General features: G+C 69.8%; 30 protein-coding genes. 11 read left to right on the top strand and 19 right to left on the bottom strand.

Features of this window, described 5'->3' with window-relative positions; translation table 11 throughout:
• Positions 1–474 carry a DUF3576 domain-containing protein gene (locus tag VGC56_RS05150; protein WP_464123644.1) on the bottom strand — a complete coding sequence of 158 codons (474 nt, stop codon included), beginning with the start codon at positions 472–474 and terminating at the stop codon, positions 1–3.
• A 286-nt stretch (positions 475–760) separates the two neighbouring features.
• Between VGC56_RS05150 and VGC56_RS05145 the strand changes: the two genes are divergently transcribed.
• Complete coding sequence (locus tag VGC56_RS05145) at positions 761–1444, top strand: porin (protein ID WP_464123643.1); 684 nt, start codon at positions 761–763, stop codon at positions 1442–1444.
• On the opposite strand, the gene VGC56_RS05140 is transcribed toward VGC56_RS05145, so the two are convergent.
• On the bottom strand, positions 1441–1950 hold the full coding sequence (locus tag VGC56_RS05140; RefSeq protein WP_464123642.1) for a thiamine phosphate synthase: 510 nt from the start codon (positions 1948–1950) through the stop codon (positions 1441–1443). The genes VGC56_RS05145 and VGC56_RS05140 overlap by 4 nt on opposite strands.
• A gap of 22 nt (positions 1951–1972) precedes the next feature.
• Between VGC56_RS05140 and VGC56_RS05135 the strand changes: the two genes are divergently transcribed.
• Positions 1973–2641 (top strand): YggS family pyridoxal phosphate-dependent enzyme, encoded by a 669-nt coding sequence (locus VGC56_RS05135; protein WP_464123641.1) that lies wholly within the window; start codon positions 1973–1975, stop codon positions 2639–2641.
• Positions 2638–3300 (top strand): HAD family hydrolase, encoded by a 663-nt coding sequence (locus tag VGC56_RS05130; RefSeq protein WP_464123700.1) that lies wholly within the window; start codon positions 2638–2640, stop codon positions 3298–3300. The genes VGC56_RS05135 and VGC56_RS05130 overlap by 4 nt, the downstream gene beginning before the upstream one ends.
• Positions 3301–3308: 8 nt before the next feature.
• Here VGC56_RS05130 and VGC56_RS05125 read toward each other — a convergent pair whose 3' ends face one another.
• The 7 genes from VGC56_RS05125 to VGC56_RS05095 all read right to left on the bottom strand — a co-directional run bounded on the left by VGC56_RS05125 (position 3309) and on the right by VGC56_RS05095 (position 7993).
• Positions 3309–3515: a putative signal transducing protein gene (locus VGC56_RS05125; RefSeq protein ID WP_464123698.1), complete on the bottom strand. Its 207-nt coding sequence runs from the start codon at positions 3513–3515 to the stop codon at positions 3309–3311.
• Positions 3515–4051, bottom strand: coding sequence for a DUF924 family protein (locus VGC56_RS05120; protein ID WP_464123640.1), 537 nt, complete (start codon positions 4049–4051; stop codon positions 3515–3517). The genes VGC56_RS05125 and VGC56_RS05120 overlap by 1 nt, the downstream gene beginning before the upstream one ends.
• Complete coding sequence (gene tldD / locus VGC56_RS05115; RefSeq protein WP_464123639.1) at positions 4048–5478, bottom strand: metalloprotease TldD; 1431 nt, start codon at positions 5476–5478, stop codon at positions 4048–4050. The genes VGC56_RS05120 and tldD overlap by 4 nt, the downstream gene beginning before the upstream one ends.
• A gap of 79 nt (positions 5479–5557) precedes the next feature.
• Positions 5558–6070: a hypothetical protein gene (locus VGC56_RS05110; RefSeq protein ID WP_464123638.1), complete on the bottom strand. Its 513-nt coding sequence runs from the start codon at positions 6068–6070 to the stop codon at positions 5558–5560.
• A 16-nt stretch (positions 6071–6086) separates the two neighbouring features.
• On the bottom strand, positions 6087–6515 hold the full coding sequence (locus VGC56_RS05105) for a DUF4087 domain-containing protein (RefSeq protein ID WP_464123637.1): 429 nt from the start codon (positions 6513–6515) through the stop codon (positions 6087–6089).
• A gap of 104 nt (positions 6516–6619) precedes the next feature.
• On the bottom strand, positions 6620–6814 hold the full coding sequence (locus VGC56_RS05100) for a zinc-finger domain-containing protein (protein ID WP_464123636.1): 195 nt from the start codon (positions 6812–6814) through the stop codon (positions 6620–6622).
• Between the two features lie 39 nt (positions 6815–6853).
• A complete protein-coding gene (locus VGC56_RS05095) occupies positions 6854–7993 on the bottom strand; it encodes a S41 family peptidase (protein WP_464123635.1) in 1140 nt (379 codons plus the stop codon).
• Positions 7994–8109: 116 nt separating this feature from the next.
• On the opposite strand from VGC56_RS05095, the gene VGC56_RS05090 reads away from it, so the two are divergent.
• Positions 8110–8598 carry an Lrp/AsnC family transcriptional regulator gene (locus VGC56_RS05090; protein ID WP_464123634.1) on the top strand — a complete coding sequence of 163 codons (489 nt, stop codon included), beginning with the start codon at positions 8110–8112 and terminating at the stop codon, positions 8596–8598.
• Here the strand turns inward: VGC56_RS05090 and VGC56_RS05085 are convergent.
• From VGC56_RS05085 to VGC56_RS05070, 4 genes are read right to left on the bottom strand one after another with little or no spacing between them, the layout of a single operon-like run.
• Positions 8549–9874 (bottom strand): MFS transporter, encoded by a 1326-nt coding sequence (locus tag VGC56_RS05085; protein WP_464123633.1) that lies wholly within the window; start codon positions 9872–9874, stop codon positions 8549–8551. The two genes, VGC56_RS05090 and VGC56_RS05085, sit on opposite strands and share 50 nt — an antisense overlap.
• Before the next feature lie 4 nt (positions 9875–9878).
• Positions 9879–11690 (bottom strand): DUF885 domain-containing protein, encoded by a 1812-nt coding sequence (locus VGC56_RS05080; protein WP_464123632.1) that lies wholly within the window; start codon positions 11688–11690, stop codon positions 9879–9881.
• A 30-nt stretch (positions 11691–11720) separates the two neighbouring features.
• A complete protein-coding gene (locus VGC56_RS05075; RefSeq protein ID WP_464123631.1) occupies positions 11721–12425 on the bottom strand; it encodes a prolyl hydroxylase family protein in 705 nt (234 codons plus the stop codon).
• Positions 12422–13705 carry a metal-dependent hydrolase family protein gene (locus VGC56_RS05070; protein WP_464123630.1) on the bottom strand — a complete coding sequence of 428 codons (1284 nt, stop codon included), beginning with the start codon at positions 13703–13705 and terminating at the stop codon, positions 12422–12424. The genes VGC56_RS05075 and VGC56_RS05070 overlap by 4 nt, the downstream gene beginning before the upstream one ends.
• A 108-nt stretch (positions 13706–13813) precedes the next feature.
• Between VGC56_RS05070 and VGC56_RS05065 the strand changes: the two genes are divergently transcribed.
• From VGC56_RS05065 to VGC56_RS05055, 3 genes are all read left to right on the top strand, one after another.
• The gene (locus VGC56_RS05065) at positions 13814–14557 is read left to right on the top strand and encodes a DUF6445 family protein (protein WP_464123629.1); all 744 of its coding nucleotides are present in this window, start codon (positions 13814–13816) and stop codon (positions 14555–14557) included.
• Positions 14558–14567: 10 nt separating this feature from the next.
• On the top strand, positions 14568–15236 hold the full coding sequence (locus VGC56_RS05060; protein ID WP_464123628.1) for a peptidylprolyl isomerase: 669 nt from the start codon (positions 14568–14570) through the stop codon (positions 15234–15236).
• A gap of 69 nt (positions 15237–15305) precedes the next feature.
• Positions 15306–15746, top strand: a complete 441-nt coding sequence (locus VGC56_RS05055) for a hypothetical protein (protein WP_464123627.1) — start codon at positions 15306–15308, stop codon at positions 15744–15746.
• A 148-nt stretch (positions 15747–15894) separates the two neighbouring features.
• Here the strand turns inward: VGC56_RS05055 and VGC56_RS05050 are convergent, their stop codons facing one another.
• Positions 15895–16383 carry a hypothetical protein gene (locus tag VGC56_RS05050; protein ID WP_464123626.1) on the bottom strand — a complete coding sequence of 163 codons (489 nt, stop codon included), beginning with the start codon at positions 16381–16383 and terminating at the stop codon, positions 15895–15897.
• Positions 16384–16395: 12 nt separating this feature from the next.
• Positions 16396–16785: a DUF6632 domain-containing protein gene (locus VGC56_RS05045; RefSeq protein ID WP_464123625.1), complete on the bottom strand. Its 390-nt coding sequence runs from the start codon at positions 16783–16785 to the stop codon at positions 16396–16398.
• Between the two features lie 340 nt (positions 16786–17125).
• Between VGC56_RS05045 and VGC56_RS05040 the strand changes: the two genes are divergently transcribed.
• Positions 17126–17593: a DoxX family protein gene (locus tag VGC56_RS05040; RefSeq protein ID WP_464123696.1), complete on the top strand. Its 468-nt coding sequence runs from the start codon at positions 17126–17128 to the stop codon at positions 17591–17593.
• Here the strand turns inward: VGC56_RS05040 and VGC56_RS05035 are convergent.
• Both VGC56_RS05035 and VGC56_RS05030 read right to left on the bottom strand, forming a co-directional pair.
• Positions 17583–18329 (bottom strand): helix-turn-helix domain-containing protein, encoded by a 747-nt coding sequence (locus tag VGC56_RS05035; RefSeq protein ID WP_464123624.1) that lies wholly within the window; start codon positions 18327–18329, stop codon positions 17583–17585. The two genes, VGC56_RS05040 and VGC56_RS05035, sit on opposite strands and share 11 nt — an antisense overlap.
• Before the next feature lie 106 nt (positions 18330–18435).
• A complete protein-coding gene (locus VGC56_RS05030) occupies positions 18436–18825 on the bottom strand; it encodes a MerR family DNA-binding protein (protein ID WP_464123623.1) in 390 nt (129 codons plus the stop codon).
• 315 nt (positions 18826–19140) lie between these two features.
• On the opposite strand from VGC56_RS05030, the gene VGC56_RS05025 reads away from it, so the two are divergent.
• Complete coding sequence (locus tag VGC56_RS05025) at positions 19141–19590, top strand: hypothetical protein (protein ID WP_464123622.1); 450 nt, start codon at positions 19141–19143, stop codon at positions 19588–19590.
• Positions 19587–19898 carry a transcriptional regulator gene (locus VGC56_RS05020; RefSeq protein WP_464123621.1) on the top strand — a complete coding sequence of 104 codons (312 nt, stop codon included), beginning with the start codon at positions 19587–19589 and terminating at the stop codon, positions 19896–19898. The genes VGC56_RS05025 and VGC56_RS05020 overlap by 4 nt, the downstream gene beginning before the upstream one ends.
• Before the next feature lie 74 nt (positions 19899–19972).
• Here VGC56_RS05020 and VGC56_RS05015 read toward each other — a convergent pair whose 3' ends face one another.
• Positions 19973–20938, bottom strand: coding sequence for a hypothetical protein (locus VGC56_RS05015; protein WP_464123620.1), 966 nt, complete (start codon positions 20936–20938; stop codon positions 19973–19975).
• 151 nt (positions 20939–21089) lie between these two features.
• Between VGC56_RS05015 and VGC56_RS05010 the strand changes: the two genes are divergently transcribed.
• Positions 21090–21689, top strand: coding sequence for a hypothetical protein (locus VGC56_RS05010; protein ID WP_464123619.1), 600 nt, complete (start codon positions 21090–21092; stop codon positions 21687–21689).
• Here the strand turns inward: VGC56_RS05010 and VGC56_RS05005 are convergent.
• Positions 21664–22098 carry a VOC family protein gene (locus VGC56_RS05005; protein WP_464123618.1) on the bottom strand — a complete coding sequence of 145 codons (435 nt, stop codon included), beginning with the start codon at positions 22096–22098 and terminating at the stop codon, positions 21664–21666. The two genes, VGC56_RS05010 and VGC56_RS05005, sit on opposite strands and share 26 nt — an antisense overlap.
• Positions 22099–22120 lie beyond the last annotated feature (22 nt).

The following is a 22120-nucleotide window of genomic DNA, read 5'->3' as shown; positions in this document are numbered from 1 at the left end:
TTAGCCGGCGGCGGCGGCTCGCCTGAGGTCGCGAGCGCGGGTCAGGATGATGTCCTCGAGCCGCTGGACGGTCGCCGCCGTCACCGGCGCATCGACCCACACGCCGTTGGTCAGCACCTGCCGCGAGGCGGCGACGCGCAGCGCATCGGCGCGAAGATCGCGGTCGAGGATGGTAGCGGTGACCTTTACCCGCTCGTTCGGCGTCTTGGGGCTGGCATACCAGTCGGTGACGATGACGCCGCCGTTCCCGTCCGCCTGCAGCAGCGGGGCGAAGGAGAGCGTGTCGAGGGCCGCGTGCCAGAGATAGGCGTTGACGCCGATCGTGGTGACCTGGCTGGCGGCGAGATCGGCCTGGCGGGTATTGTCCCGCTTGCCGTGGCCGAACGTCCTGCTGATGTCGTTGCGGACGAAGTTGCACCCGGAAAGGGTGACGGCGCTGGCGAGGGCGAGGCCGAGAACGGCGGGGCGGAGCATAAGGGGGTCCTTGCGACGACAGGGGATCGGGGCCGTTATAGGCAAGCAGGCGCAGGCGGCAAGCCGTCTGTGGGGGCGAAAGCGGCCGTGGAGCGCCTCTTTTGCCGCGTCCGTGGATCGGAAGCGCGGCGGCGTCGTTCCGGCGAGTTGTGGAAAAGATGCAACATGCGGCGAGGATTCACCCATCTTCATGCGGCGCTTCTGGCACATCGGCGTTCAAGCGCCTAAATCAGCATCGTTTCGGGAGTCGAATGTGCTGCGGGTGGGTTCGAAGACGGGAGTGAGCTTGACGGCCCTGGCCGCGCTTTCGCTCGTCCTCACGCCGGCCACCGCTGCCAACAATAATAACCAGCGCCTTACTCCGGTTCGTTCGGTGGCGCTGCGCGGATCGAGCTTCACGCCCGCCATCGCGGATCCGCGGCTCGCGGCCGAGCTTGCCCGCCGCGGCGTGCAGCCGAGCCTATTCCGTCTCACCCCGTCCGTTGCCCCGGGCAGCAGCAAGAGCGTGCGCGTCGCGTTGCGCGGCCGTGTCGCGACGCCGGTCGCGGCGAACCGCCGCGTCGTCGAAGCTTCGGCGAGCCAGGTCACCGCCATCACGCCCACCGTCTACAGCCTCGGCGCTTCGGTCGGCTGGAACCGCTTCGCGCTCACGGGCGACGTAGACCGGGTCGAGGGCGGCGCTGTCCGCGGCGGCCACGAGCAGGCGCAGGTCGGCGTCAGCTACAATCTGAAGCGCTTCACCGCCCGCGCCGAAGCCGGCCTCGCCCGCAGCGACACGAATACGCCGAGCGTCGTCGCCGATCCCGATTCCTACGTCGTCGGCGTCGGCGGCTCCTACCGCATCGCCCGCAACTTCGATGTGACCGGCGGCGTCCGCTACAAGATCCAGCGCGATCGCCTCGAGCCGATCGTCACCGATCAGCGCCGCGACAGCCAGTCGGTCTATATCGGCACCGCCTTCCGCTTCTAAGCGGACCAGGCGTCGATCCCCGCCCAGCCGTAAGCGCCGCGCAGCGAGCGGAAGCGCGTCTCGTTCATTCCGCCCAATGCGACCACCGGTAGCTGCGTCCGCCGGGCGAGGCTGGCGAAGCGAAGGGGTCCGAGCGGCTGCGCGTCGGCGTGCGAGCGGGTCGCGAAGACCGGCGAGAGGAAGATGAGGTCGGCACCTCTCCGCTCAGCGCGGCGGATTTCTCCGAGGCCGTGCGCGGAAGCTGTGCGGATCCCGGCGCCATGACCGTTGTGAACGCCGTCGGCGCCAGGAAACTGCGTCCCGGCGGAGAGCACCACCAGACCTCTCTCTCGCGCCGTGTGCCGGACGTCCTCGAACAGCGCCCGCCGTTCGGGTTCCGCCAGGGAATAGTGGCGGAACACGACGCCTGCCCCCTCCGGCAGGCGCGCGAGGGCGTCCCACAGGCCCTCGCCTTGCCGGTCGTCGGTCATCAGCCAGAGGCGCGGCAGAGGGTGGCGGGCTCGCATCGCCCTTCCTATAGCAGCCGCGATGAGCGCCGCATCCGCCGCAGAGAGGCTCGACGAGGTCCGCACCGCCATCGCCAGCGCCGCCGCCCTGGCGGGGCGGGCGCGCGAGGCGGTGACGCTGATCGCCGTCTCGAAGACGCATCCGACGGAGGCCATTCGCCCGCTCCTGGAGGCGGGGCAGCGCGTGTTCGGCGAGAATCGGGTGCAGGAAGCGCAGGAGAAATGGCCGGCGCTCAAGGCCGAATATCCGGGCGTGGAGCTCCACCTTATCGGCAGCCTGCAATCCAACAAGGCCGCGGAGGCGGTCGCCCTCTTCGACGTGATCCACTCCGTCGACCGCGCATCGCTCGTCGAGGCGCTGGCGGTCGCGATGGCGAAGCAGGACCGGCGGCCCGCCTGCTTCCTCCAGGTCAATATCGGCGATGAGCCCCAGAAAGGCGGCTGCGCCGTCGCCGAGCTGCCGGGGCTGATCGAGGCCGCCCGCGCGGCCGAGCTTCGGGTGGCCGGCCTGATGTGCATCCCGCCGGCCGACGTCGAGCCGGCGCCGTATTTCGCCCTGCTGGCCAAGCTCGCCCGGCGCCACGGCGTTGAAGGGCTCAGCATGGGGATGTCGGCGGATTATCCGACGGCGGTGACGATCGGCGCCACGCACGTTCGTGTCGGCACCGCCCTGTTCGGAGAGCGGCGCTGAGGTTCGGCGGTCTGATCTTCGATTTCGACGGTGTGCTGCTGGAAAGCGAATGGGCCGGCAACGCCCAGATCGCCGAGTTCCTGACCCGCAGCGGCCACCCCACCAGCGTCGCGGAATCGATGCATCATTTCATGGGCCTTGCCGGCCGTGACTTCACCGACGCGATCGAACGCTGGATCGGTCGCACGTTGCCTGAAGGATTCGCCGAGGCGCGGGCGGAGGAGGACCGGCGTGCTCTCGCGGAGGGCATCGCGGAGGTGGTGGGTGCCGTCGCCTTCGTGCGGGCCCTGCCGGCGGAACTGCCCCGCGCAGTCGCTTCGTCGAGTTCGTCCTTGTGGGTGCGCACCCACCTGCGCCACCTCGGCATCGAGGGTGCTTTCGGCGAGAATGTCTTCAGCGGCCGTGAGCACGTCGCGCGCGGCAAGCCGGAGCCGGATCTCTACCTGCATGCCGCCGAGGCCATGGGCGTTGCCATCGGCGACTGCGCAATCATCGAGGATTCACCCGTTGGGGTGCGCGGCGCGCTCGCGTCGGGCGCGACGGTGATCGGCTTCGTCGGCGGCCGCCACTGCCTCGACGGCCATGAGGAGCGGCTCCGCGCTCTGGGAGTGCGGCAGATCGCCCATGACTTCGACGAGGTGGCGGCGCTGCTCGCCTGAGCCGACGCCTAGTCCCGCCGCTCCGCGAGGAAGCGGCGCGCTCGCGACAGATCGTCCTCGTCGACCATCAGCCGGACCGGGATTGCGAAGCCGCCCCCCTCCCAGGTCATGTTGATGTCGAAGATGAAGCTCTCGACGCCTTCGGACGTGAGGAAGGATTGGACGGCGCCCGCCTCGAAGCTGTTGTAGAATTTGGCGAGCTCGACGAGCGCCATCACCAGGGGACCGGATTGCCCGCCGCGGCCTCGTCGGCGCGCGGTGGGCGGCCGAGTATCGCATTGCGATGCGGGAACCGGCCGAAGCGGGCGACGATGTCGTGATGCTGGCGGGCGTAGCCGAGAAGGTTGTCGTCGCCGAGCGCGGTGAAGAGGAGGAGCGAGCGCTCCTGGTCGGCGAGCACTTCGCTATGCTGGAACGGCATGTAGAGGAACGGCCGCCGGTCCGGCGGCAGCTGCGCATCCAGCCTGCGATCCACCGCGCCCTTCGCGACCGCCAGCGCCAGCGGATCCGTGGAGAATTGGTCGGCATGGCCGCGGAACATGTTGCGCGGGAACTGGTCGAACAGGATGACGGCGGCGAGAGCGTCGTCGGCGGTCCCCAGGAAAGCCTGCGGCACATTCTCCCGCTGTGTCTCCCACAGCGCCTCGAACCGCTCGCGGATCGCCGCGTCTAGCGCGGGATCGCTCGTCCACCATTGCTCGGGCGCGAGGCCGAACCAGAAGTCCAGCACCTCGTCCCGCCAGTCGCTCACGCGGCGGTGCCGCCGACCGTAAGGCCCTCGACCAGCAAGGTCGGCTGGCCGACGCCGGCAGGGACGGACTGGCCACCCTTGCCGCAGATGCCCACACCTTCGTCGAGCGCCATGTCGTTGCCGATCGCCGCCACCTTGGTGAGCACGGTGGGGCCGTCTCCGATCAGGGTCGCGCCCTTGATCGGCGCGCCCAGCTTGCCGTTCTCGATCCGATAGGCCTCGGTGCAGGAGAAGACGAACTTGCCCGACGTGATGTCGACCTGGCCGCCTCCGAAGCTCTTGGCGAAGATGCCGTTCTTCGCCCGCGCCAGGATCTCCGCCGGATCGTCCCTGCCGCCGAGCATGAAGGTGTTGGTCATCCGCGGCATCGGCGCGTGGGCGAAACTTTCGCGGCGACCGTTGCCGGTGGCGGCGACGCCCATCAGCCGCGCGTTCAGCCGGTCCTGCAAATAGCCTTTGAGGATGCCGTCCTCGATCAGAATGGTGCGCTGGGTCGGCGTCCCCTCGTCGTCGATGGTGAGGGAGCCGCGCCGCGCGTCCATGGCACCGTCGTCGACCACGGTGACGCCCGGCGCCCCCACGCGCTCGCCGATCCGTCCGGAGAAGGCGGACGTGCCCTTGCGGTTGAAATCGCCCTCCAGCCCGTGGCCGATCGCCTCGTGGAGCAGGACGCCGGGCCAGCCGGGGCCGAGCACCACGGTCATCTCCCCGGCCGGCGCCGCGACAGAATCGAGGTTCACCAGCGCCTGGTCGAGCGCGATGTCGATCGCCCGCTGCCAGGCGCCTTCCTCGAACAGGCTGTCGTAGAGGTAGCGGCCGCCGATGCCGTGGAAGCCGCTCTCGCGCCGGCCGTTCTGCTCGACGACGATGGTGACGTTGAGGCGGACGAGGGGCCGTACGTCATGCGCGACGAAGCCGTCGGCGCGGACGATCTCGACCACCGACCAGGATCCGGAAAGCCCGACCGTCACCTGCGCCACCCGCGGGTCGCGCGCCCGCGCGGCGGCGTCGATCTGCTGGCAGAGCGCCACCTTCTTCGCGAACGGGATCAGGCTCAGCGGATCGGCGTCGGTGTAGAGCTTGGCGTTGGTCCCCCGCGGCGGCGCCGGCCGCGCGCCCCTGGACGGGTCGAGCACCGTCATCGTCTCCGCGGCGCGGCGAATCGCGGCCTCGGACAGTTCATTGGCGTGGGCGAAAGCGGTGGTCTCGCCCGAGACACCGCGCAGGCCGAAGCCCGCATGGGTGTTGAAATCGGCGCTTTTCAGCCGCCCGTCGTCGAAGCCGAACGCCTCCGACGCCGTATATTGGAGGTAGAGCTCGCCATCGTCGAGCCCGCGCAGGGCGTCGGCGGTCAGGCGGAGCGCGGCGTCGGGCGAGAGGGCATCGTCGCGATAGAGGAAGCGGCGCGGATCGGCTGTGAAGGTCATCGCTCCGATATAGGCGCCTTCGCCGCCCCCGCCACCCCGCCGGGCTTCGCATTCGTGACTGGTGCGGCGGCGCGGCGGTTCAGAGCTTGTCGAACGCGATCGCGTGCCAGCCCCAGCCGGCGCCGTGGGCAGCCGCGATGAGGGGCGCCTTCATCTCGCTTGTATCGAATTTATAGCTGTAGACCTCGCCGAAGGAGCCGTCCTCGCGGAAAGCATAGACGGATTCGAAGCTCTTCTTCCATTTCCGGCCACGGAACCCGCCAGCGCTGAGCGAAAGTGTGGGGAACCCGTCCTGCCATGCCACCTCCCACTCCTGGTCCACCGCCCGAACCTCGCCTGCTTCCTCGTCCACCTTCATCAGCACCTTGAAGACGCGCTTGATGCCGGCCTCGGCGAAGATTTCATGCCACCTGGCGTCGACGATCTTCCATTCGGCGACGAGGTCTACCCCCTCCGGCTTCCCGTCGCGGACGTGAAACGGCGCGGTCTTGCGGTTGACGCCGAGCAGCGCCGTCCGCAGCGCCTTTTCGCTCAGCCGCTTGCGGCCGGCGGGGGCGGGCTTGATGCCCTTGATCCAGTTGAGCAGGCCCATGGCGTGCGGCCGCCGATCAGGGCCGCGGCAGGGCGTGGTCGGCGCCGCACTGCTTGAGGGGCTTGGGGCGGGCGGCTGCGATGCGCGTCACCTGGCGAGTCGCCGGATCGTGGGTCAGCGTCATGCAGGCGCAGCCATAGCCGTAGGCGCCGTTGCGCGCCTGCCACCCGGCCGTCGTCATGTCGGGCATGCGGTCGACGCCCGGTGCCTGGTAGCCGCCCTGCGCGCCGAGGAGCCACTCGCCATTGCGGTCGAACAGCTCCCAATTGCCGGGCGTCGGATTGGAGAGCCACCCGCACCGGCGCGCGGTGATGCGCGCCGCGGGGCGGCTGGAAGGCGCGGCCGGAGCGGCGGCGAGGGCGCGGCGCTGCATCTCTCCCGAGCTCATCGGCGGCGCCGCGCTGGAGATGCAGGCGCAGCCAAGGATCAAGGCTGCGTGGCGCAAGTTCCAAGACAAGACCCGTTCTCCCCTTCGCCGGACGCAAGGGGTGGAGGAGATCGGTTTCCGAGGCAAACGGTTAAACGGCCTGTTGACCAAGCGTGCGTCGCTCAGGCCTCGTCGGCCGGGCCGCCCTTCAGCACGAAGCGCTTGTCGCAATAGCCGCAGTCGACATAGCCCTTTTCGTCGATCTGCAGGTAAACGCGCGGGTGGCCGAGCGCAGCGTGGGTTTCGCTGGCGCCGTCGCAGGCGACGCGGGGGGTCGTCACAAAGGCGATTTCGGGCGTGAAGCGGTCGGTCTGCATGGCCGCGCCCTTAGCAACGGGCGCGGCCACCGCCAAGCGTCAGGTGCGGGGGGTGCGCCTGACCATCGGTCCAGTGGGCTTCACTTCGGCGGAGATGCGGTCCGCGTCGGCGGCAGACAGCCCGCTGCGGACCAGGGCCTCGGCCAGTGCCTTGTCCGCCGGGACCGCGACGTCGGGCTCGATGCCGGAGCCTTCCCAGCCCTTGCCGGTGTCCGGATCGAAGGTGCGGCCGACCGGGATGAACACCACGAACTTGTCGCCGATCGTCTCCTGGCCGCCGTAATTGCCGGCGCCCGCGGTCGCCGCGCCGACGATGGTGGCGCGGTGGGTGCGCTTGAGGGCCAGCGTCATATGCTCGGCGGCGGACGCGGTGGCGCCGGAGGTCAGGACGAAGACCTTGGCACCGAACAGCCTCTTCTCGCTTGGGTTAGGCTCGACATAATGTTCGCGGCGGACGACGTCCTCCTTCACCGGCACCAGCCGCAGCTTGGCGTCGCCCAGCGGGCTGCCGCGGGCGCGGTCGACCGAGGCGCGGGTGTCCATCGTCACCAGTGTCGTGGGCCTGGCGAACAGGTAAGGGAACATCGCGTCCATCTCGGCAAGGCCGCCGCCATGGTGGGTGCGATTGTCGAAGATGATCGTCTTCGCCTCGAGATGGTCCGCCATGAACTTGCGCACGGCCGCCACCGTCTCGGCGTCGCCCGGGAAGACGTTGAAGCGGATATAGGCGATGCCGGGGGCAAGCCAGCGCTGCTCCTCGATCGGCGTCAGCGGCACCATGCGGCGGATCGGCCCGGCTTCCGCGGAGGCGCCGGGGCGCGGCGGCGCCTCGGGCGGGCGGACGCGGACGCGCAGGTGATTGTCGGGGGAAACCGTGCGGAGGTGCGCGGTCAGCTTCTCGGCCAGCGCCTTGCCGGAGGTGAGGCCGTCATAGGCGCCGCTCCCCGCATTGGCGCGCAGCATCGCCGCATAGCGGGCCGCGACGTCCGGGAAGGCGTAGCTCTCCTGCAGCATCTGGGCGAGGTCGATCGCGGTCTTGCGCGCCTCGGCCGGGGTGACCGCGACGTCCGGGATCGGCGTCGGCGCAGGCGCCGCTGCGGGGGCCGGCGCGGGCTGGGCGGCGGCAGGCGCGGCGGCGGACGCCAGCATCAGCAGCAAAGCGGTACGAATTCTGGACATCTTCTCTTCCCCACTTTCACGTCGTCGTCCCTCGTTATGGGCAAGTCGTTGCGCCTTGTGCGGCTTTTTCTCGCCTCGGCCGTGCCAAATTTTGGCACGTGTCGTATGAGGCGACGATGCCCCGCTCGCTCGACCGCTTCGACATCGCGCTCCTCAACCGCGTGCAGGAGGATGTGCTCGCCACGGCCGAGAGGCTGGCGCGGTCGGTGCCGCTGTCGCCGTCGGCGATCGCGCGGCGTTTGCGGGGCCTGCGCAAGGCGGGGCTGATCGCCGCCGACGTCGCCATCCTCGCGCCCGCGGCGACCGCCGACCGGCTCCGCGCCATCGTCCAGGTCCAGGTCCACGAGCATGCCGAGGAGAAAGGCATTGCGGCCCTGCGCGCCCGGCTCGCCGCGGCGCCGGAGGTGCAGCTGCTCCTCAACATCGCGGGACCGGTCGACCTGATGGTGCTCGTCGTCACGCGCACGATGCGCGAGTTCAACGCCTTTGCGGATACCTATTTCGCGGCCGATCCGGCGGTGCGGCGCTACGAGACCAGCTTCGTCAAGTCCGAGGTCAAGAACCGGCCGGCGGTGCGGCTGGACGAGGGGGACGTCGCCCGCTGAGCGGCGCCGTCTCCGGCAGCGTCAGCAGCAGGGGCAGGACCGCTACCGCGACGATTGCGATCATGATGCCGGGCACGAGCGGCGATCCGGTGCGGGTGATGAGGAGCTGGGCGAGCCACGGCGTGAGGCCGCCGAAGATGGCGGTGGCGCCGGTGGCTCCGAAGGCGAGGCCGCTGACCCGCCCCTCGCCGCTGAACTGCTCGGCGGTGGCGACGGCGCCGACCGCGCTGACGCCGCCCGCGACGCAGGCCAGTACCACGGCGCCGATAAGCGCGCGGCCGCCCGAGCCGCTGGCCATCAGCGAGAAGAGCAGGATCGGCAGCAGGGCGCTCAACCCCGCGAGGACCAGCAGGACGGGCTTGCGTCCGTAGCGGTCGGCGAGGAGGCCGGTGAACGGGGTGACGAGGATTACCGCCACCGCCGCCACCGTCGACAGCCACAGCGAATCGCGCTCGATGGTCGCGCCGGTCGAGGTCAAGAAGGCGGGGACGTAGGTGATGCCGACATAATAAGTGATCGAGCCGAGGGCGGAGATGGCGAAGGCGCGGACGACGCCCTTGCGCTGCACCGTCATTGCGTGGGCGAGCGGGTTCGCGGGGATCGTCCCCTCGGCGCGCTGGCGTTGGAAATCGGGCGATTCCTCCATCGTCCGCCGGGCGATCCAGACGCTGCCCGCCAGCAGCGCGCCAACCAGGAAGGGAATGCGCCAGCCCCAGGAGTCCAGCGCCGCCGGTGCGAAGGCGCTGACGGTGATCGCCGAGACGGCGACGGCGAGGAGTGCCCCGACCTCGCTCGCCGCCGCGGCCATCGAGGTGACGAACCCGCGACGGTCCGGCCGCGCGCCTTCGACCAGATAGGCGACCACGCCGGTATATTCGCCGCCGACGGAGAAGCTCATCACGCAGCGCAACGCGAAGAGCAGCCAGCCCGCCGCCGGGCCGATCTGCGCGCCGGTCGGCAGCAAGGCGATGGCGAGCATCGCGGCGGTCATCAGCGCCATCGACAGGAGCATCATCGGCCGGCGGCCCCGCCGGTCGCCGATATGTCCGAAGACGACGGCCCCCAGCGGCCGCATCAGGTACGAGACCGCAAACCCCGCCAGCGTCGCCCCGAGCGCCCCGCCGCCGCCGCCGTAGAAGACGCGCGAGAGGGTGGTCGCGAAATAGAGGTACAGCGTGAAGTCGTACCATTCGACGATGGTCGAGAAGGCGGCGACGGCCGTGGAGCCGCGCGACACCGGCCGGTGCGGCGCGCTGGGCTCGGCCGTCGCCGCCATTCCCTCAGCTCCGCTTCTTGGCGGCGATCCAGTCGTCGATCTTGCGCTCCAGCACCTCCATCGGCAGCGCGCCGGACATCAAGACTTGGGCATGGAAGTCGCGCACGTCGAACTTCGGCCCCAGCGCCTGCTCCGCCTTGGTGCGCAGGCGGCGGATGGTGAGCTGGCCGACCTTGTAGGCGAGCGCCTGGCCCGGAATGGCGATGTAGCGCTCGACCTCGGCGGTTGCGTCGGTCGGGCTCATCGCCGAATTTTCGAGCATGTACTTGATCGCCTGGTCGCGGCCCCAGCCCATCGAATGGATGCCGGTATCGACCACCAGCCGCATCGCGCGCAGGATCTCGTCGTTGAGGTGCCCGTAATTCTGGTACGGATCAGTGAAGAAGCCGAGCTCGTAGCCCAGGCTCTCCGAGTAGAGCGCCCAGCCCTCCACATAGGCGGTGTTGCCCCCGAAGCGCTGGAAGGCGGGGAGATTCGTATTCTCCTGCGCGAGGCTGATCTGGAAGTGGTGGCCGGGCCGCCCCTCGTGGAGGAACAGCGTCTCGTAGCCCCAAGTGTAGCGCGAGGGGAGGTCGTAGCTGTTGTAATAGAAGATGCCGGGGCGAGAGCCGTCGGGGGTCCCGCTATTATATTCGCCGCCTGCCGACGTCTTCTCGCGGTACGGCGGGTCGGCGCGGACCTCTAGCGGGGTCTTGGGAATGACGGAAAAGTCGCGGCCGACAACGACGCCGACGCGGCGGTCGATGTCGATGAAGGCGTCGCGCATCGCCGCTGCCGTCGCGGGCTTGAAGCGCGGGTCGGTGCGCAGGAAGTCGGCGAACTGGTGGAGGTCGCCCTTGAAGCCGACCGCGTTCTTCACCTTCTCCATCTCGCCGTGGATGCGGTCCACTTCGCGCAGGCCGAGCGCGTGGATCTCCTGCGGCGTCATCTGCGTCGTCGTGTTCTGCTCGACGAGGTAGCGGTAGAGTGCGGGGCCGCCCTTCATCTGGCCGAGCCCCACGCTGTCGCGGGCGTGGGGGAGATATTCGGCCTTGATGAAGTCGCGCAGGTGCGCGTGGGCCGGGTTCAGCCGGTCGCGGATGAAGGCGGCATATTGGGCCTTGAGCCGCGCCTGCTCGGCGGCCGGGATGGCGGCGGGGAAGTGGGTGACGGGCTTGTAGAAGGTCGAGCCCTCGACGCCCTGGGCGACGATGCCGTCCAATTGGTCGACGACGTTCTTCATCACCAGCTTCGGATTGACGATGCCGTCGGCGAGGCCCTGCCGCATCCGCGCCGTCGCACGGTCCAGATAGACGATATAGCCTTCGAGCCGCTTCAGATTGTTCTCATAATCGGCGACCGTCTTGAACGGCGCGGCGCCTTCGCCGGAGCTCAGGTCCGGAACGAACACCTGGAAGCCCGAGAAATGGTCGATCGGCCGCTCGATCTGCACCTTGAGCAGGTCCGGGCGGTACCCCTTGAGCGTCAGCTCGGTCTGCCATTTGAACACGTCGTAAGAGATGCGGTCGTCGGCGTGGAGCTTCGCGCGGTCGATGCGGGCGAGCGCGGCGAGGTCCGCGACGCCCGCCGCCTTTTCCGCCGCCTGGTAGCGGTCGGTGATATAGTCGCCGAACTCCGGCGCGTACCGCATGTCACCCCGGAACAGCGCCTGGATGGGGTTGCGGCGCAGCTGCGACTCGTCGCTCTCGCGAAACAGGTTCGCCAGTCTCTGGCCTTCCGACGCAGCCGGCGCGGTGGCGTTATGCACCGGCGCGGGCGCGGCGAGGGCCGGCGCGGCGGCGAGCGCCGTGGCGGCGAGGAACAGGGCGCGGATCATGGGCAACTCCGAATGTTCGGGGAGGAAAAATCAATAGGGACCGGCGGGCGTCGGCGCTCCGGGCTGCGCCCCCCACGGCCGCTCCCGGTACCATTTGGTGATGATGTACTTCACCCCGGCGCCGACCGGCATGCCGGTGTGGAGCGAATAGGGGTTGGGCTGACCGTGCTCGTCCAAATTGTTCCAGGCGAGGAGGTTGCCGGTGCGCGGCGTCACCCTGACGTTCGCCTTGGTGAACCAGGTCTGCCCGCCCGCCTCGGGCTCGTTCAAAAAGATCATCGCAGTCCAGGTGCGCTGGCCGCCCATCTTCTCCTGCTCCGGCCAGTAAGGCTCCGAGACGAAGAAGAAATCGTGATGCTCCTTGAACTGCTGCCCCGCCGCGTAACGCTGGCCCTGGATGGTTTCTCCGTGGCTCGGCTGGATCCCCATCAGCCCATCGATCTTCGCCTGCACCTTGAGGTTGACGGGGTCGCTCAGCCGCAGATTGCAGCTCTCGCTGGTGCGAAATTCCGGGTCCGCGCTCGGCGCGAGCAGGCCGGACGGCACGCGGTCCTTGTCGATCAGCCCGATCAGCTGCTGGCATTCCTTGGCGCTCAGGAAGTCCCGCACGACGAACAGGTCGAGCCCCATGGCGGGGATTTTGAGGGCGTTGGGCGTCCGCGACAGCCGGTCGCGGACGGTATCGCCCACTTCGACGCGGTAGGCGAGCGACGGGTCCCAGCTTCGCGTGCTCACGGGATCGGGCGGCCTCTCACCATCACATAGTCGACATGCTCGAGGACGCGCACGTTCTTCAGCGGATCGCCCGAGACGGCGATGAGGTCGCCCGAATAGCCCGGCGCGATGCGGCCGATCTCGCGCTCGAGGCCGAGCAGCTTCGCCGCGCCGGTGGTCGCGGAGGCGATGGCCTCCGCCGGGCTCATCCCGACCAGCTCGACATATTGGGCGAATTCGCCGGCGTTGCGGCCGTGCTCGTAGACGCCTTCGTCGGTGCCGAAGATCACCGGCACGCCGGCGGCGCGGGCGAGGCGGGCGGCCTTGCCGACCTCATTGAGCGTCATCCGCACCTTTTCCTCGACGACCGGTGTGTAGACGCCCTTGCCGATGCGCTCGCGGATGCCGGTAAAGGCCATGAGCGTGGGGACGAGGACAGTGCCGCGCTGCTTCATCAGCTGGACGGTGGCGGCGCTGGCGAAGGTGCCGTGCTCAATCGAATCGACGCCAGCGCGCACCGCGGCGGCGATGCCGGCGTCGGCATGGGCGTGGGCGGCGACCTTGAGGCCGAGATTGTGGGCGGTCGAGACGATCGCCCGCATCTCCTCGTCGGTGAAGGCCTGGCCGAGGCCCTTGTCGCCCTGGCTGAGCACGCCGCCGGTGGCGTGGAACTTGATGACGTCGGCGCCGAGCTTCGCCGCCTCGCGCACCTTCGCGGCGCATTGGTCGGCGCCGGTGCAGGTGTTGTGGCCGTCGAGCGCCTCGGCCACCTCCGGCCGGAAGCCCGAGACGTCGCCATGGCCGCCGATGGTGGAGAGCGCCTGTCCCGCCGCGAGCATGCGGGGGCCGGGGATAAGGCCCTGGGCGATGCCGTCGCGCAGCGCGAAGCCGCCGAGGCGGGTCGAGCCCAAGTCGCGCACGGTGGTGAAGCCAGCGCGGGCGGTGACCAGCGCGTTGCGGGCGCCGACCAGCGCCATCCACTCGTCCGACAGCGTCGCTTCCTGCCAGAAGGGCGCGCCGGGGACGGACATGAAGTGGACGTGGGTGTCGATGAGGCCGGGAAGGACGGTCTTGTCGCCGAGCTCGACGACGCGCACGCCGGCGGGGGCGGGGGTCGTGCCGTCGGTCACCGACTGGATGCGGCCGTCGACGATAATGATGGTCGAGGGCCCGCGTGCCGGCTGGGCGGGGTCGACGATCAGACGGCCGGCGTGGACGACCACCGTGTCCGCGGCGGCCGGAGAAGCGACCAGCGCTGCGAGCAGGAGGAGAAAGCGTTTCAGCATCGACAGTGTCAGCATCGACAGGGCCCCTCGAATGAGCGGGTGTCATGCTGCCGCGACACGCACTTTGACAAGAGAAAAGCCCAGGCATCGCGCGCCGTGCCGGTCGGTGCTTCCCCGAAACCGTTGGCCCAGCCTTGCGCCGCCGCGCAGGCGGTGGGACAGGAAGGCGTGGCGCTCCTCAACCCACAGGCGAAGATCGAGACGGTCCGGCAGGGGCGCGAGGCCCAGCCGGTGATGGTGGTCGACGATCTTCTCGCGGCGCCGGGCGACTGGCGGGACCTCGCGGCAGGGCTGCCCTACGGCCGCATCGGCCCCTTCTACCCTGGGCTGCGCGCCCACCTTCCCGCCGATGCCGCCGCGGCGATACGCGGCGCGCTCGCCGCCCCGATCGGCGAGGCGTTCGGCCTCGACCCGGTGCCGCCGCTGCTCGAATGCTTCTTTTCGATCGTAACGACCCCGCCAGAACAGCTGGCGCCGATCCAGCGGCTGCCGCATTTCGACGGGCTGGAGCCGGAGCGGATCGCGATCCTCGTCTACCTCTCCGGGGCGGACCTGGGCGGCACCGCCTTCTACCGCCAGCGCGCCACCGGCTTCGAGACGGTCGATACGGCGCGCTTCCCAGCCTTCGAAGCGGCGCTCAAGGCCGGGGTGGCGGAGCACGGCCTGCCGCCGGCGGCCTACATAGACGGCGACACGCCGCTTTATGAGGAAATCGCCCGCTACGATGCGCGGCCGAACCGCGCGCTCGTTTATCGCGGCCACAGCCTTCACTGCGCCGCCATTCCGAACGGCGCCGACCTTCCCGCCGATCCCGCGCGGGGCCGCCTCAGCATCAACGCCTTCCTGTTCGATCCGGCCGGGGGCTAGAGCGGCGGGCATGATTCGCGCCCTGCACTTCCTCCCGCTCCTAGCGCTGGCCGGCTGCGGCGGTGCGCCTTCGGGCAACCAGGCCGCTCCCGCCACCAACGCGGCGACGAACACCGCGGTGAGCCGGCCGTCTTTCGATCCGCCGGTGCCGAAGAACCTGCCGGACAATGTGCGCATGCGGATCGAGACGAGCCTCGGCGCCATCGTCGTCGCGCTCGACCATCGCCACGCGCCGATCACCGTCACCAACTTCGTGCGCTATGCCGACGACCACCGCTTCGACGGCACGGCCTTCTACCGCAGCGTCCACACGCGCGGCGCGCCGCAGGAGGGGTTCGTCCAGGGGGGCATCGCCCACAGCGCCCGGCTGCTGCTGCCGCCGATCCGGCTCGAGCCGACCAGCGAGACGGGGCTGCACCATGTCGGCGGCACCATCTCGATGGCGCATTCGACCCCCGACACGGCGATGGGCGACTTCGTCCTGTGCCTCGCCGATCAGCCGGGCCTCGACGCCCACCCCGCCAAGGGAGACAAGGGCTATGCCGCGTTCGGCCGGGTGGTCGAGGGCATGGACGTCGTCCGCCGCATCCACGACGTGCCGACCGTCGCGGTGGGCGGCAAGCCGAGCGAGCGCATCGCCGCGCCGGTGCGGATCCTGAAGGTGAGCCGCGCCGGCTGACCGCCGCTCTCGCCAATCCGCGCCAGGCGGTGTAGTGACCGAGCCTCTTCCGGGGGGGAGGATCGGCAAATGAACGAAGCGACGAGAATGCGCGCGCCGTGGCACCTTTGGGTCGTCGGTGCCCTCAGCCTGTTGTGGAACGCCGGCGGGGCGGTCGACTATGTGATGACGCAGACTCACAATGCCCGCTACCTCGCCGCCTTCACGGCCGAGCAGAAAGCGTGGTTCGACAGCTTTCCGCTGTGGATGACGGCCGCCTGGGCCCTCGGCGTCTGGGGCGCGATCCTCGGCTCGCTGCTGCTCCTGCTGCGCAGCCGCTGGGCGGTTCACGCCTTCGCGGTGTCGCTGGCGGGGCTGGTCGTCGGGACGGTCTACCAATATTTCATCGGCGCGATGCCGGAGAGCCTCAAGACCAATGGCGGCATGGGCTTCACCTTCGTCCTGTGGATCGTGGCGGCTTTGCTCCTCTGGTACGCGGTCCGACAACGGGCGGCGGGGGTGCTCCGCTAAGCGGGTATTCTCTTTCGGATTTAGGGAGCCGGCCGAACGGCACGCGCCCGTTACGTCGTACCGACGAACGGCTCCAGTTGGTCGAGATGGCTGAGGCGCCGAGGACAATAGAGGCTCAAGAACGCCCAACCGACCGCGCCGCCGGCGATCAGCACGATGACCGGGAGGGTGAGCACGACCCACAAGGGCTCCCCTTCGCGCACGCTCTGGACCGTCGCCCAGGCGGTGTAGCCGAGGACCCCCAGGACGAACCCGGCGTAGACGATCGCAAATACCCAGCCGAGCCCGCCCTCGACGGCGCCGATGCCTCGCGGGCGGCGACGGCGGCGGCAAGGCCGCGGGCGACCGCAGCATAGCCCCCCATGCTATAGCGCCCGCTATGCCGAAACAGGAGGGGGCGTGGCGCGCGGCCGGTCCACAGCCGCATGTCGTAGGTGCGGACCCCCAGGCGCCCGGTGTCGTAGCCGAAGCGGGCGCGGTCAAACGCGTCCAACGGGATATCGACGCGGCGGCCGGTGGAGTCGGCGACGGTGAGGACCGAGGCGCCGAGACGGACATCGACCCAGTCGCCGGCGAGGCCGAGCTGCGCCAGGCTGCGGTTGGCAGCGGCGCGGAAGGCGGGCGCCTCTTCGGCCATGACGGCCGCCGTTCAGCCGGCGGCGCGGCCGTTTCGGTCGGCGTAGAGCAGCCCGCCGAGCACCGCCGCCACCAGCACCAGCGCCGGGACGTCGCCCATGAGGTGGCCGTGCTGCCCCGCTGCGCCCATCGCCTCGAAGGCCATGATCGCGGCATGGACGAGGCTCGACCAGATGGTGAAGAGGATCAGCGAGCGGTGCGCCGCCGGGTCCCGCGCCGCCAGGATCAGGAATATGCCGAGGGTGGCGTAGACGCCGACGATCATCAGGAAATAATCGGAATCGGCGGGCGGCCCGGCATGCCACGCCCATCCTGTCGGCCAGACGATGGCGAGCGGATAGACGAGGCAGAAGACGATCCCGAAAAGGACCAGAGCGATTTGCAGCAGCTTGTGCGGTGACATGGCCAATTCTCCCCCGAAGCCCCTTATGGAACGCCGAGGCTAAGACGTTACGGGCATGGAAGCAATCGCCGCAGAGGCGGCGACCCGGCACAGGCCTGCTACGGACCCGCACCGCCACGGTTACCGAACCGGCAGCGGCACGGATGCGCGTACCATCGATTTGCACCACTGCGCCGACCGTCATCGGCACGAATGGCATTCCCGCCGGGACAGGAGGCGAGGAACAGTTCACGCGATACTGAGCACGCGACGGATCGTGATCTGCGCGGTATCATTGTGTGCAGGATCACGCGAGATGAACAGGAAGATTCCCGCCGCCATGGAACCGCTCGGCGCCCCGATGAAAGCCGCGGGCCGGGAAGGGCCCGAGGCGCCGCCCGGCCCGCGCGCCGCTGCGGGCGAGAGTTGGGCGAGGCGATGGGCGCGCTGGGCGCTGGCGGCCGCCTACCTCCTCGCGGGCATCGCTCACCTGCGCTCCCCCGCCGGCTTCGTGGCGATCACGCCCGCCTGGGTGCCGTGGCCGCGCGGAATCGTTGCGCTGACCGGCCTGTGCGAGCTCGCCGGCGCGATCGGCCTGCTCGTCCCCTGGACCCGCCGTGCCGCCGCGATCGGCCTTGCGCTCTATGCGCTGTGCGTGTGGCCCGCCAACATCAACCACGCGCTCCACGACATCCCGCTCGGCGGCGCCCACCTCAGCTGGTGGTACCACGGCCCGCGGCTGGCGCTGCAGCCGGTGATCATCTGGTGGGCCTGGTGGGCCGGCGGCGTGACGGATTGGCCGTTCCGGCGGCGGCGTGTCACTCGATGATGTAGCCGACGATCTTCCATGTGCCGCCTTCCTCGACCAGGACCAGCCTCTCGATCGCATGAGGCTTGTTCGCGAAATCCGCCTCGAAGCGGACGAGCTGATTGCCGTCGCCCGGGCCCGGTATGTCCTCTGCGCCGAGCAGGCGACGCGACAGGACGCGGCCGAGTGGCACCCGACCCTCCACCGACGCCTTGTGCCACATCTCGTAGGTGTTGACCGTCTGGAACCTCTGCGTCGTGCCGGCGAAGCTCTCCTGCCATTTCTGCGCGTCGACCAAAGCGAGCCAGGCGCGCGCCGCCTGCGTGGCGCGGGTTTCGGCGACGGGGGCGGGGGCGCTCTGGGCGGCCGTCGCCGGCCGGTGCTGAGGGGCTGCGGAGAGAGCGAGGGCGGCGATGGCGAGCGAGAACATGGCGATACCTCCGATGGCCCAGGCGGCGCGGCGGTGCGGACCTGGCTTGGCTGTGACGCCTGCCTGACCGGGAGGAGCGGCCAGCGCATCCCCGATTCCACTGTCCCCCACCAATTGAGGGTCGGCACCCTCCGCCTCGCGCAGCAGCCGCGCCGCCTCGCGGCTGCTCGACGCGGAGAGCTTGCGGCGGGCGTCGCGCAACCGCTCGTTGATGGTGTGGACCGACAGCCCGAAATGCCGCGCCATCGACTTGGCGTCGTGGCCGGCCAGCAACAGCCGCAGCGTCTGCTTCTCCTTCTCGGTTAGTGCCTGGTAGCCGTCGGTCATGCCTTCGTCCGCTCCGCGTCGGAGGCGCAGGCTAGGGGGCGGCCGGGCCGTGCGTCACCCCTAAAGAATTGTAGGCTGTCCATGCCCGGGCCGCGCGCAGCCGAGCTCAGGCGGGATCGAACGCGTCGAGGATCGGACACGGGCCCTTCCGGCCGGCGGCGCAGCTCGAGCGGAGCCGATCGAGGGCGGCGCGGGAGGCTTCCAGTTCTGCGATCCTCGCGTTGAGCGCGGCGAGGCGGTTCGCGGCCAGTTCGCGGACGCGGGCGCGGTCGTCCGTGCGGTCGAGCGCGAGCAGCTCGGCAATCTCCTCCAGCGTGAAGCCGGCCGCCTGGGCGCGGCGGATGAAGCGGAGGCGGCGCAGATCCTCCAGCCCGTAGCGGCGGATTCCGCCGGCGCTGGGGGGGACGGCGAGGAGGCCGCGGCGCTGGTAATAGCGCACCGTCTCGACCCCGACGCCGGCCGCCGATCCGAGCCGCGCGATGGTCATGTCTTTCATGCTTGACTCCGTACCATGGTACGGGGGCTAGTACGTGATTCGCCGCAAGGCAAGCACAGGAGAAAGACCATGACCAAAGCGAACGAAACCAAGGCCGCCTGCACCTGCACCGCCGGCAAAGGCGGCTGCCGCTGCAATCCCTGCACCTGCAACAATTGCGGCTGCTGAGCCGGAAGGGTCGCGCCGCGTGGCGCGGCCCTTCTCGTAGTGCCGCGCCGGGGCCGCGGACACTTTCCAGGTTGGAAAGAAATAACTTGCCAACCCGGAAAGTGACGGCTACTCCGCTTTCCATATTGGAAAGACAGGAGACGAGACGTGGACCGGAACGAAGCTGCAGCCGCCCTTGCCGACGTGGGGCGGACCGAACACAGGCTGGCGGAGCGGGCGCATTGGCCGTTCCACCGCCACGCCATGTTCGGCCTCGCCGAGGGGCTCCTGGTGGCGGGGGTGGCCCAGCCGCTCGCAATCACCAGCGGCATGATTGTGGGGGCGCTGGCGCTGGTCGTCGTCTGCGTCACCGACGACCGGCGGCGGCACGGCATGTTCGTCTCCGGCTGGCAGGCGGGGGCGACGCGGCCGCTGACGATTGCGCTGTCGCTGTTCGTCGCCCTGATGCTCGCCGCGTCGATCGCGGTGCGCGAGACCCCCGCCGGGCAGCCGCTCGGCTTCCTGCTCGGCGCCGTCGCCTTTGCCGTCTGCACCTGGGGCAGCCTCCGCTGGGAGCGGATATACCGCGCCCAGCTTGCGCATGGGACGGACCGATGAGCGCGGGCGGCCTCGACACCGCGCTCCACGCCCCGGCCCGGCTGCAGATCGCGGCGCTGCTCGCGCGGGTCGAGGAAGCCGAGTTCGCGACCATCCGCGACATCGTCGAGGTGAGCGACTCCGTCCTCTCCAAGCATTTCGCGGCATTGGGCGAGGCGGGCTACGTCACCCTGCGCAAGGCGACCCAGGACGGGCGGCAGCGCACCTGGGCGTCGCTGACCAGGACGGGACGCAGGGCCTTCGCGGCGCACATGGCGGCCCTCCAGGCGCTGGTCGCGCATGCGCAGGCGGCGGTGGCGGCGGAGTGATGCGCCGCCGTTGCCGCCACGGCCGGCGCGATCGTGGCGGGTCGTCCCGTCGCGGCTAAGGTCACACGAAGGTCTCACCTGTAGCGCCGGCGGCCGCGTTCGCGCGCCCCGATCGGGTCCAGGTAGCGGCACATGTCGGCGAATTCCGGGCTGGAGAGGGCGCCGCCCTGCTGCTGCTTCTCCCAGGCCTCCGCGCCGCGCGCTTCCTCGGCGGCGCGCGCTTCGGCGGCGATGCGGGCTTCGGACTTGGGCGGGCGCTGCTCGGAGAGGAAGTGGGGCAGCTTGCCGTCGAGGATTTCGGCGATCTGGAGCTCGTCGGCGAGGGTTTCGGGGCCGAGCAGCTGCTCGGGCGCCTCCGGCGGCGCCGGCTCCATGGCCTTGAGGCTCGCCTCGAGCGCGACGGGCGGAGGCGCCTCCGCCGCACCCGCGTCCGCGCCCGCCGCACGCGCCGCGGCGGCGTAGCGCTCGGGCTTGAGGTGGCTGAGCAGGAACATCAGCAGGCGGTCGTTGTAGACGCGCTTGGTGCAGACCACTTCGCCATTCTCGTCATAGACGTTGTGCTCGACCCCCTCGAACGCGCGCTCGAAGGCGATGTCTTCCACCAGGCCGCCGGCATGGTGTCGCGCCATGTCCCAGGCGCGTGCGAACGCAGCGCCGTGGGCCGAGCGGCGCAGGCGGTAGGCGGTCTCGCGCGTCATCCCGACCGCCTTCGCCGCGGCGGAGACGAGGCCGGTGTCGGCGAGGACCTCGATGAAGCGGCGCTGCTTCTCCTCGGTCCAACCGTCGTAGCGCGGGCGGCGGCGGACGGGGACCCAGCGATAGTCGGCGGGGTCGTAGCCGCCGGCGGGCGGGGCGCCTTGCTCGGTTGGGTCGGCGAGGCTCGGCGGCGGCGCGGCTGCGGGCGTTGCGCAGTCCGCGAGCGGCGGGGTCTCGACGAGGCGCGGCCCGCCGGCAGGGCTGGGATCGGGAGCCTCGGCCGATGCGGCGGAGGCGGCGAAGGGGCGGTCCGAAACCGCCCGCGAATCGTGCTGCTGTTCCATCCCAATCTTAGAACATAAATGGTACGCTGTAGGAAATGTATTTTTTGCTTACCTCGCCAAGAGATTACTCCGGAATGGCTCAAGCCGGCCTGGTCCGCCGGATCGATCGGAATACAGCGAAACCTGCGGTGAGACCTGAGAGGTGGTTCCAATGACCGGGGCGGTTTACAAGAGCGGGCGGCGCAACACGCTGGAATATCGCGTCTGGTCTGAGTGGCTGGAGGCGGCGGATCGGCTGGCCAAGCGCTACTGCGGCGCGATCGATGGCGACGACCCTTTCGCCTACAACGAATGTGCCAGCGTCAGCGTCCTCGCCGCGGCGGCCGCTTGCGCCGGCTTCGTGGGTCTGGCGGAGTTCAGCACGGCCAAGGCTTCGCGAGAGAACCGGGGGCGCGCCCCGGGGCGGAGCGACTTCTGGATGAAAGCCGCAGGCCGCGAGTGGGCGTTCGAGTTCAAGCAGTGGCTGCCGGTGACAGCGCCGAAGAAGAGGCTCGAGAGCCGAATGAATGCGGCGGAGACGTGCGCAAAGCATATCCTGTCAGGCAGCGCCGATGCCGCCGTCGCGGGGCTGATCGTGCCGCTGTACTACATCGTGGACGGCGTCCGCGCGAATCGCGAGCAGGTCATCGAGAGGGCGCGGAAGAACCTCGGCGAGTTCGCCAAAACGTGTGATTTCGCATGGACCGTCGGTGGCGGTAAGAAGGGGCTGGAGACGTGGCTGCTGTTCAGGGTCGCGAGGCGCTGGCACTAACGCAGCCGGTGCTCGCTAACTCAACGAGGTCCCAGAGGTTGCCGTAGAGGTCCTCGAAGACGGCGACCTTGCCGTAGGGGTGCTCAGCGGGCGGGCGGACGAAGCGGAGGCCGCGGGCGCGGTAGGCGGCGTAGTCGCGGTCGAAATCGTCGGTCTTCAGAAACAGGAAGACGCGCCCGCCAGCCTGGTTGCCGATGAACGCCTCCTGCTCCGGCGAGGCGGCGCGGGCGAGGAGGAGGGTGGCGGCGCCTGGCCCGGCGCCGGGCGGCGCGACGAGGACCCAGCGCTTGTCCTGCTCGGGCTGGTACTCGTCGGCGACGAGGGTGAAGCCGAGCACGCCCGTGAACCAGGCGATCGCCTCGTCATAATCGCGGACGATGAGGGCGATGTGGGCGAGGGATAGGGGCATCGGCTTCCTTGTTGAAGAAAAT

The sequence above is a fragment of the Allosphingosinicella sp. genome (assembly GCF_036403745.1).
GTDB lineage: Bacteria > Pseudomonadota > Alphaproteobacteria > Sphingomonadales > Sphingomonadaceae > Allosphingosinicella.
This window is presented reverse-complemented; position numbering and strand designations above follow the sequence as displayed.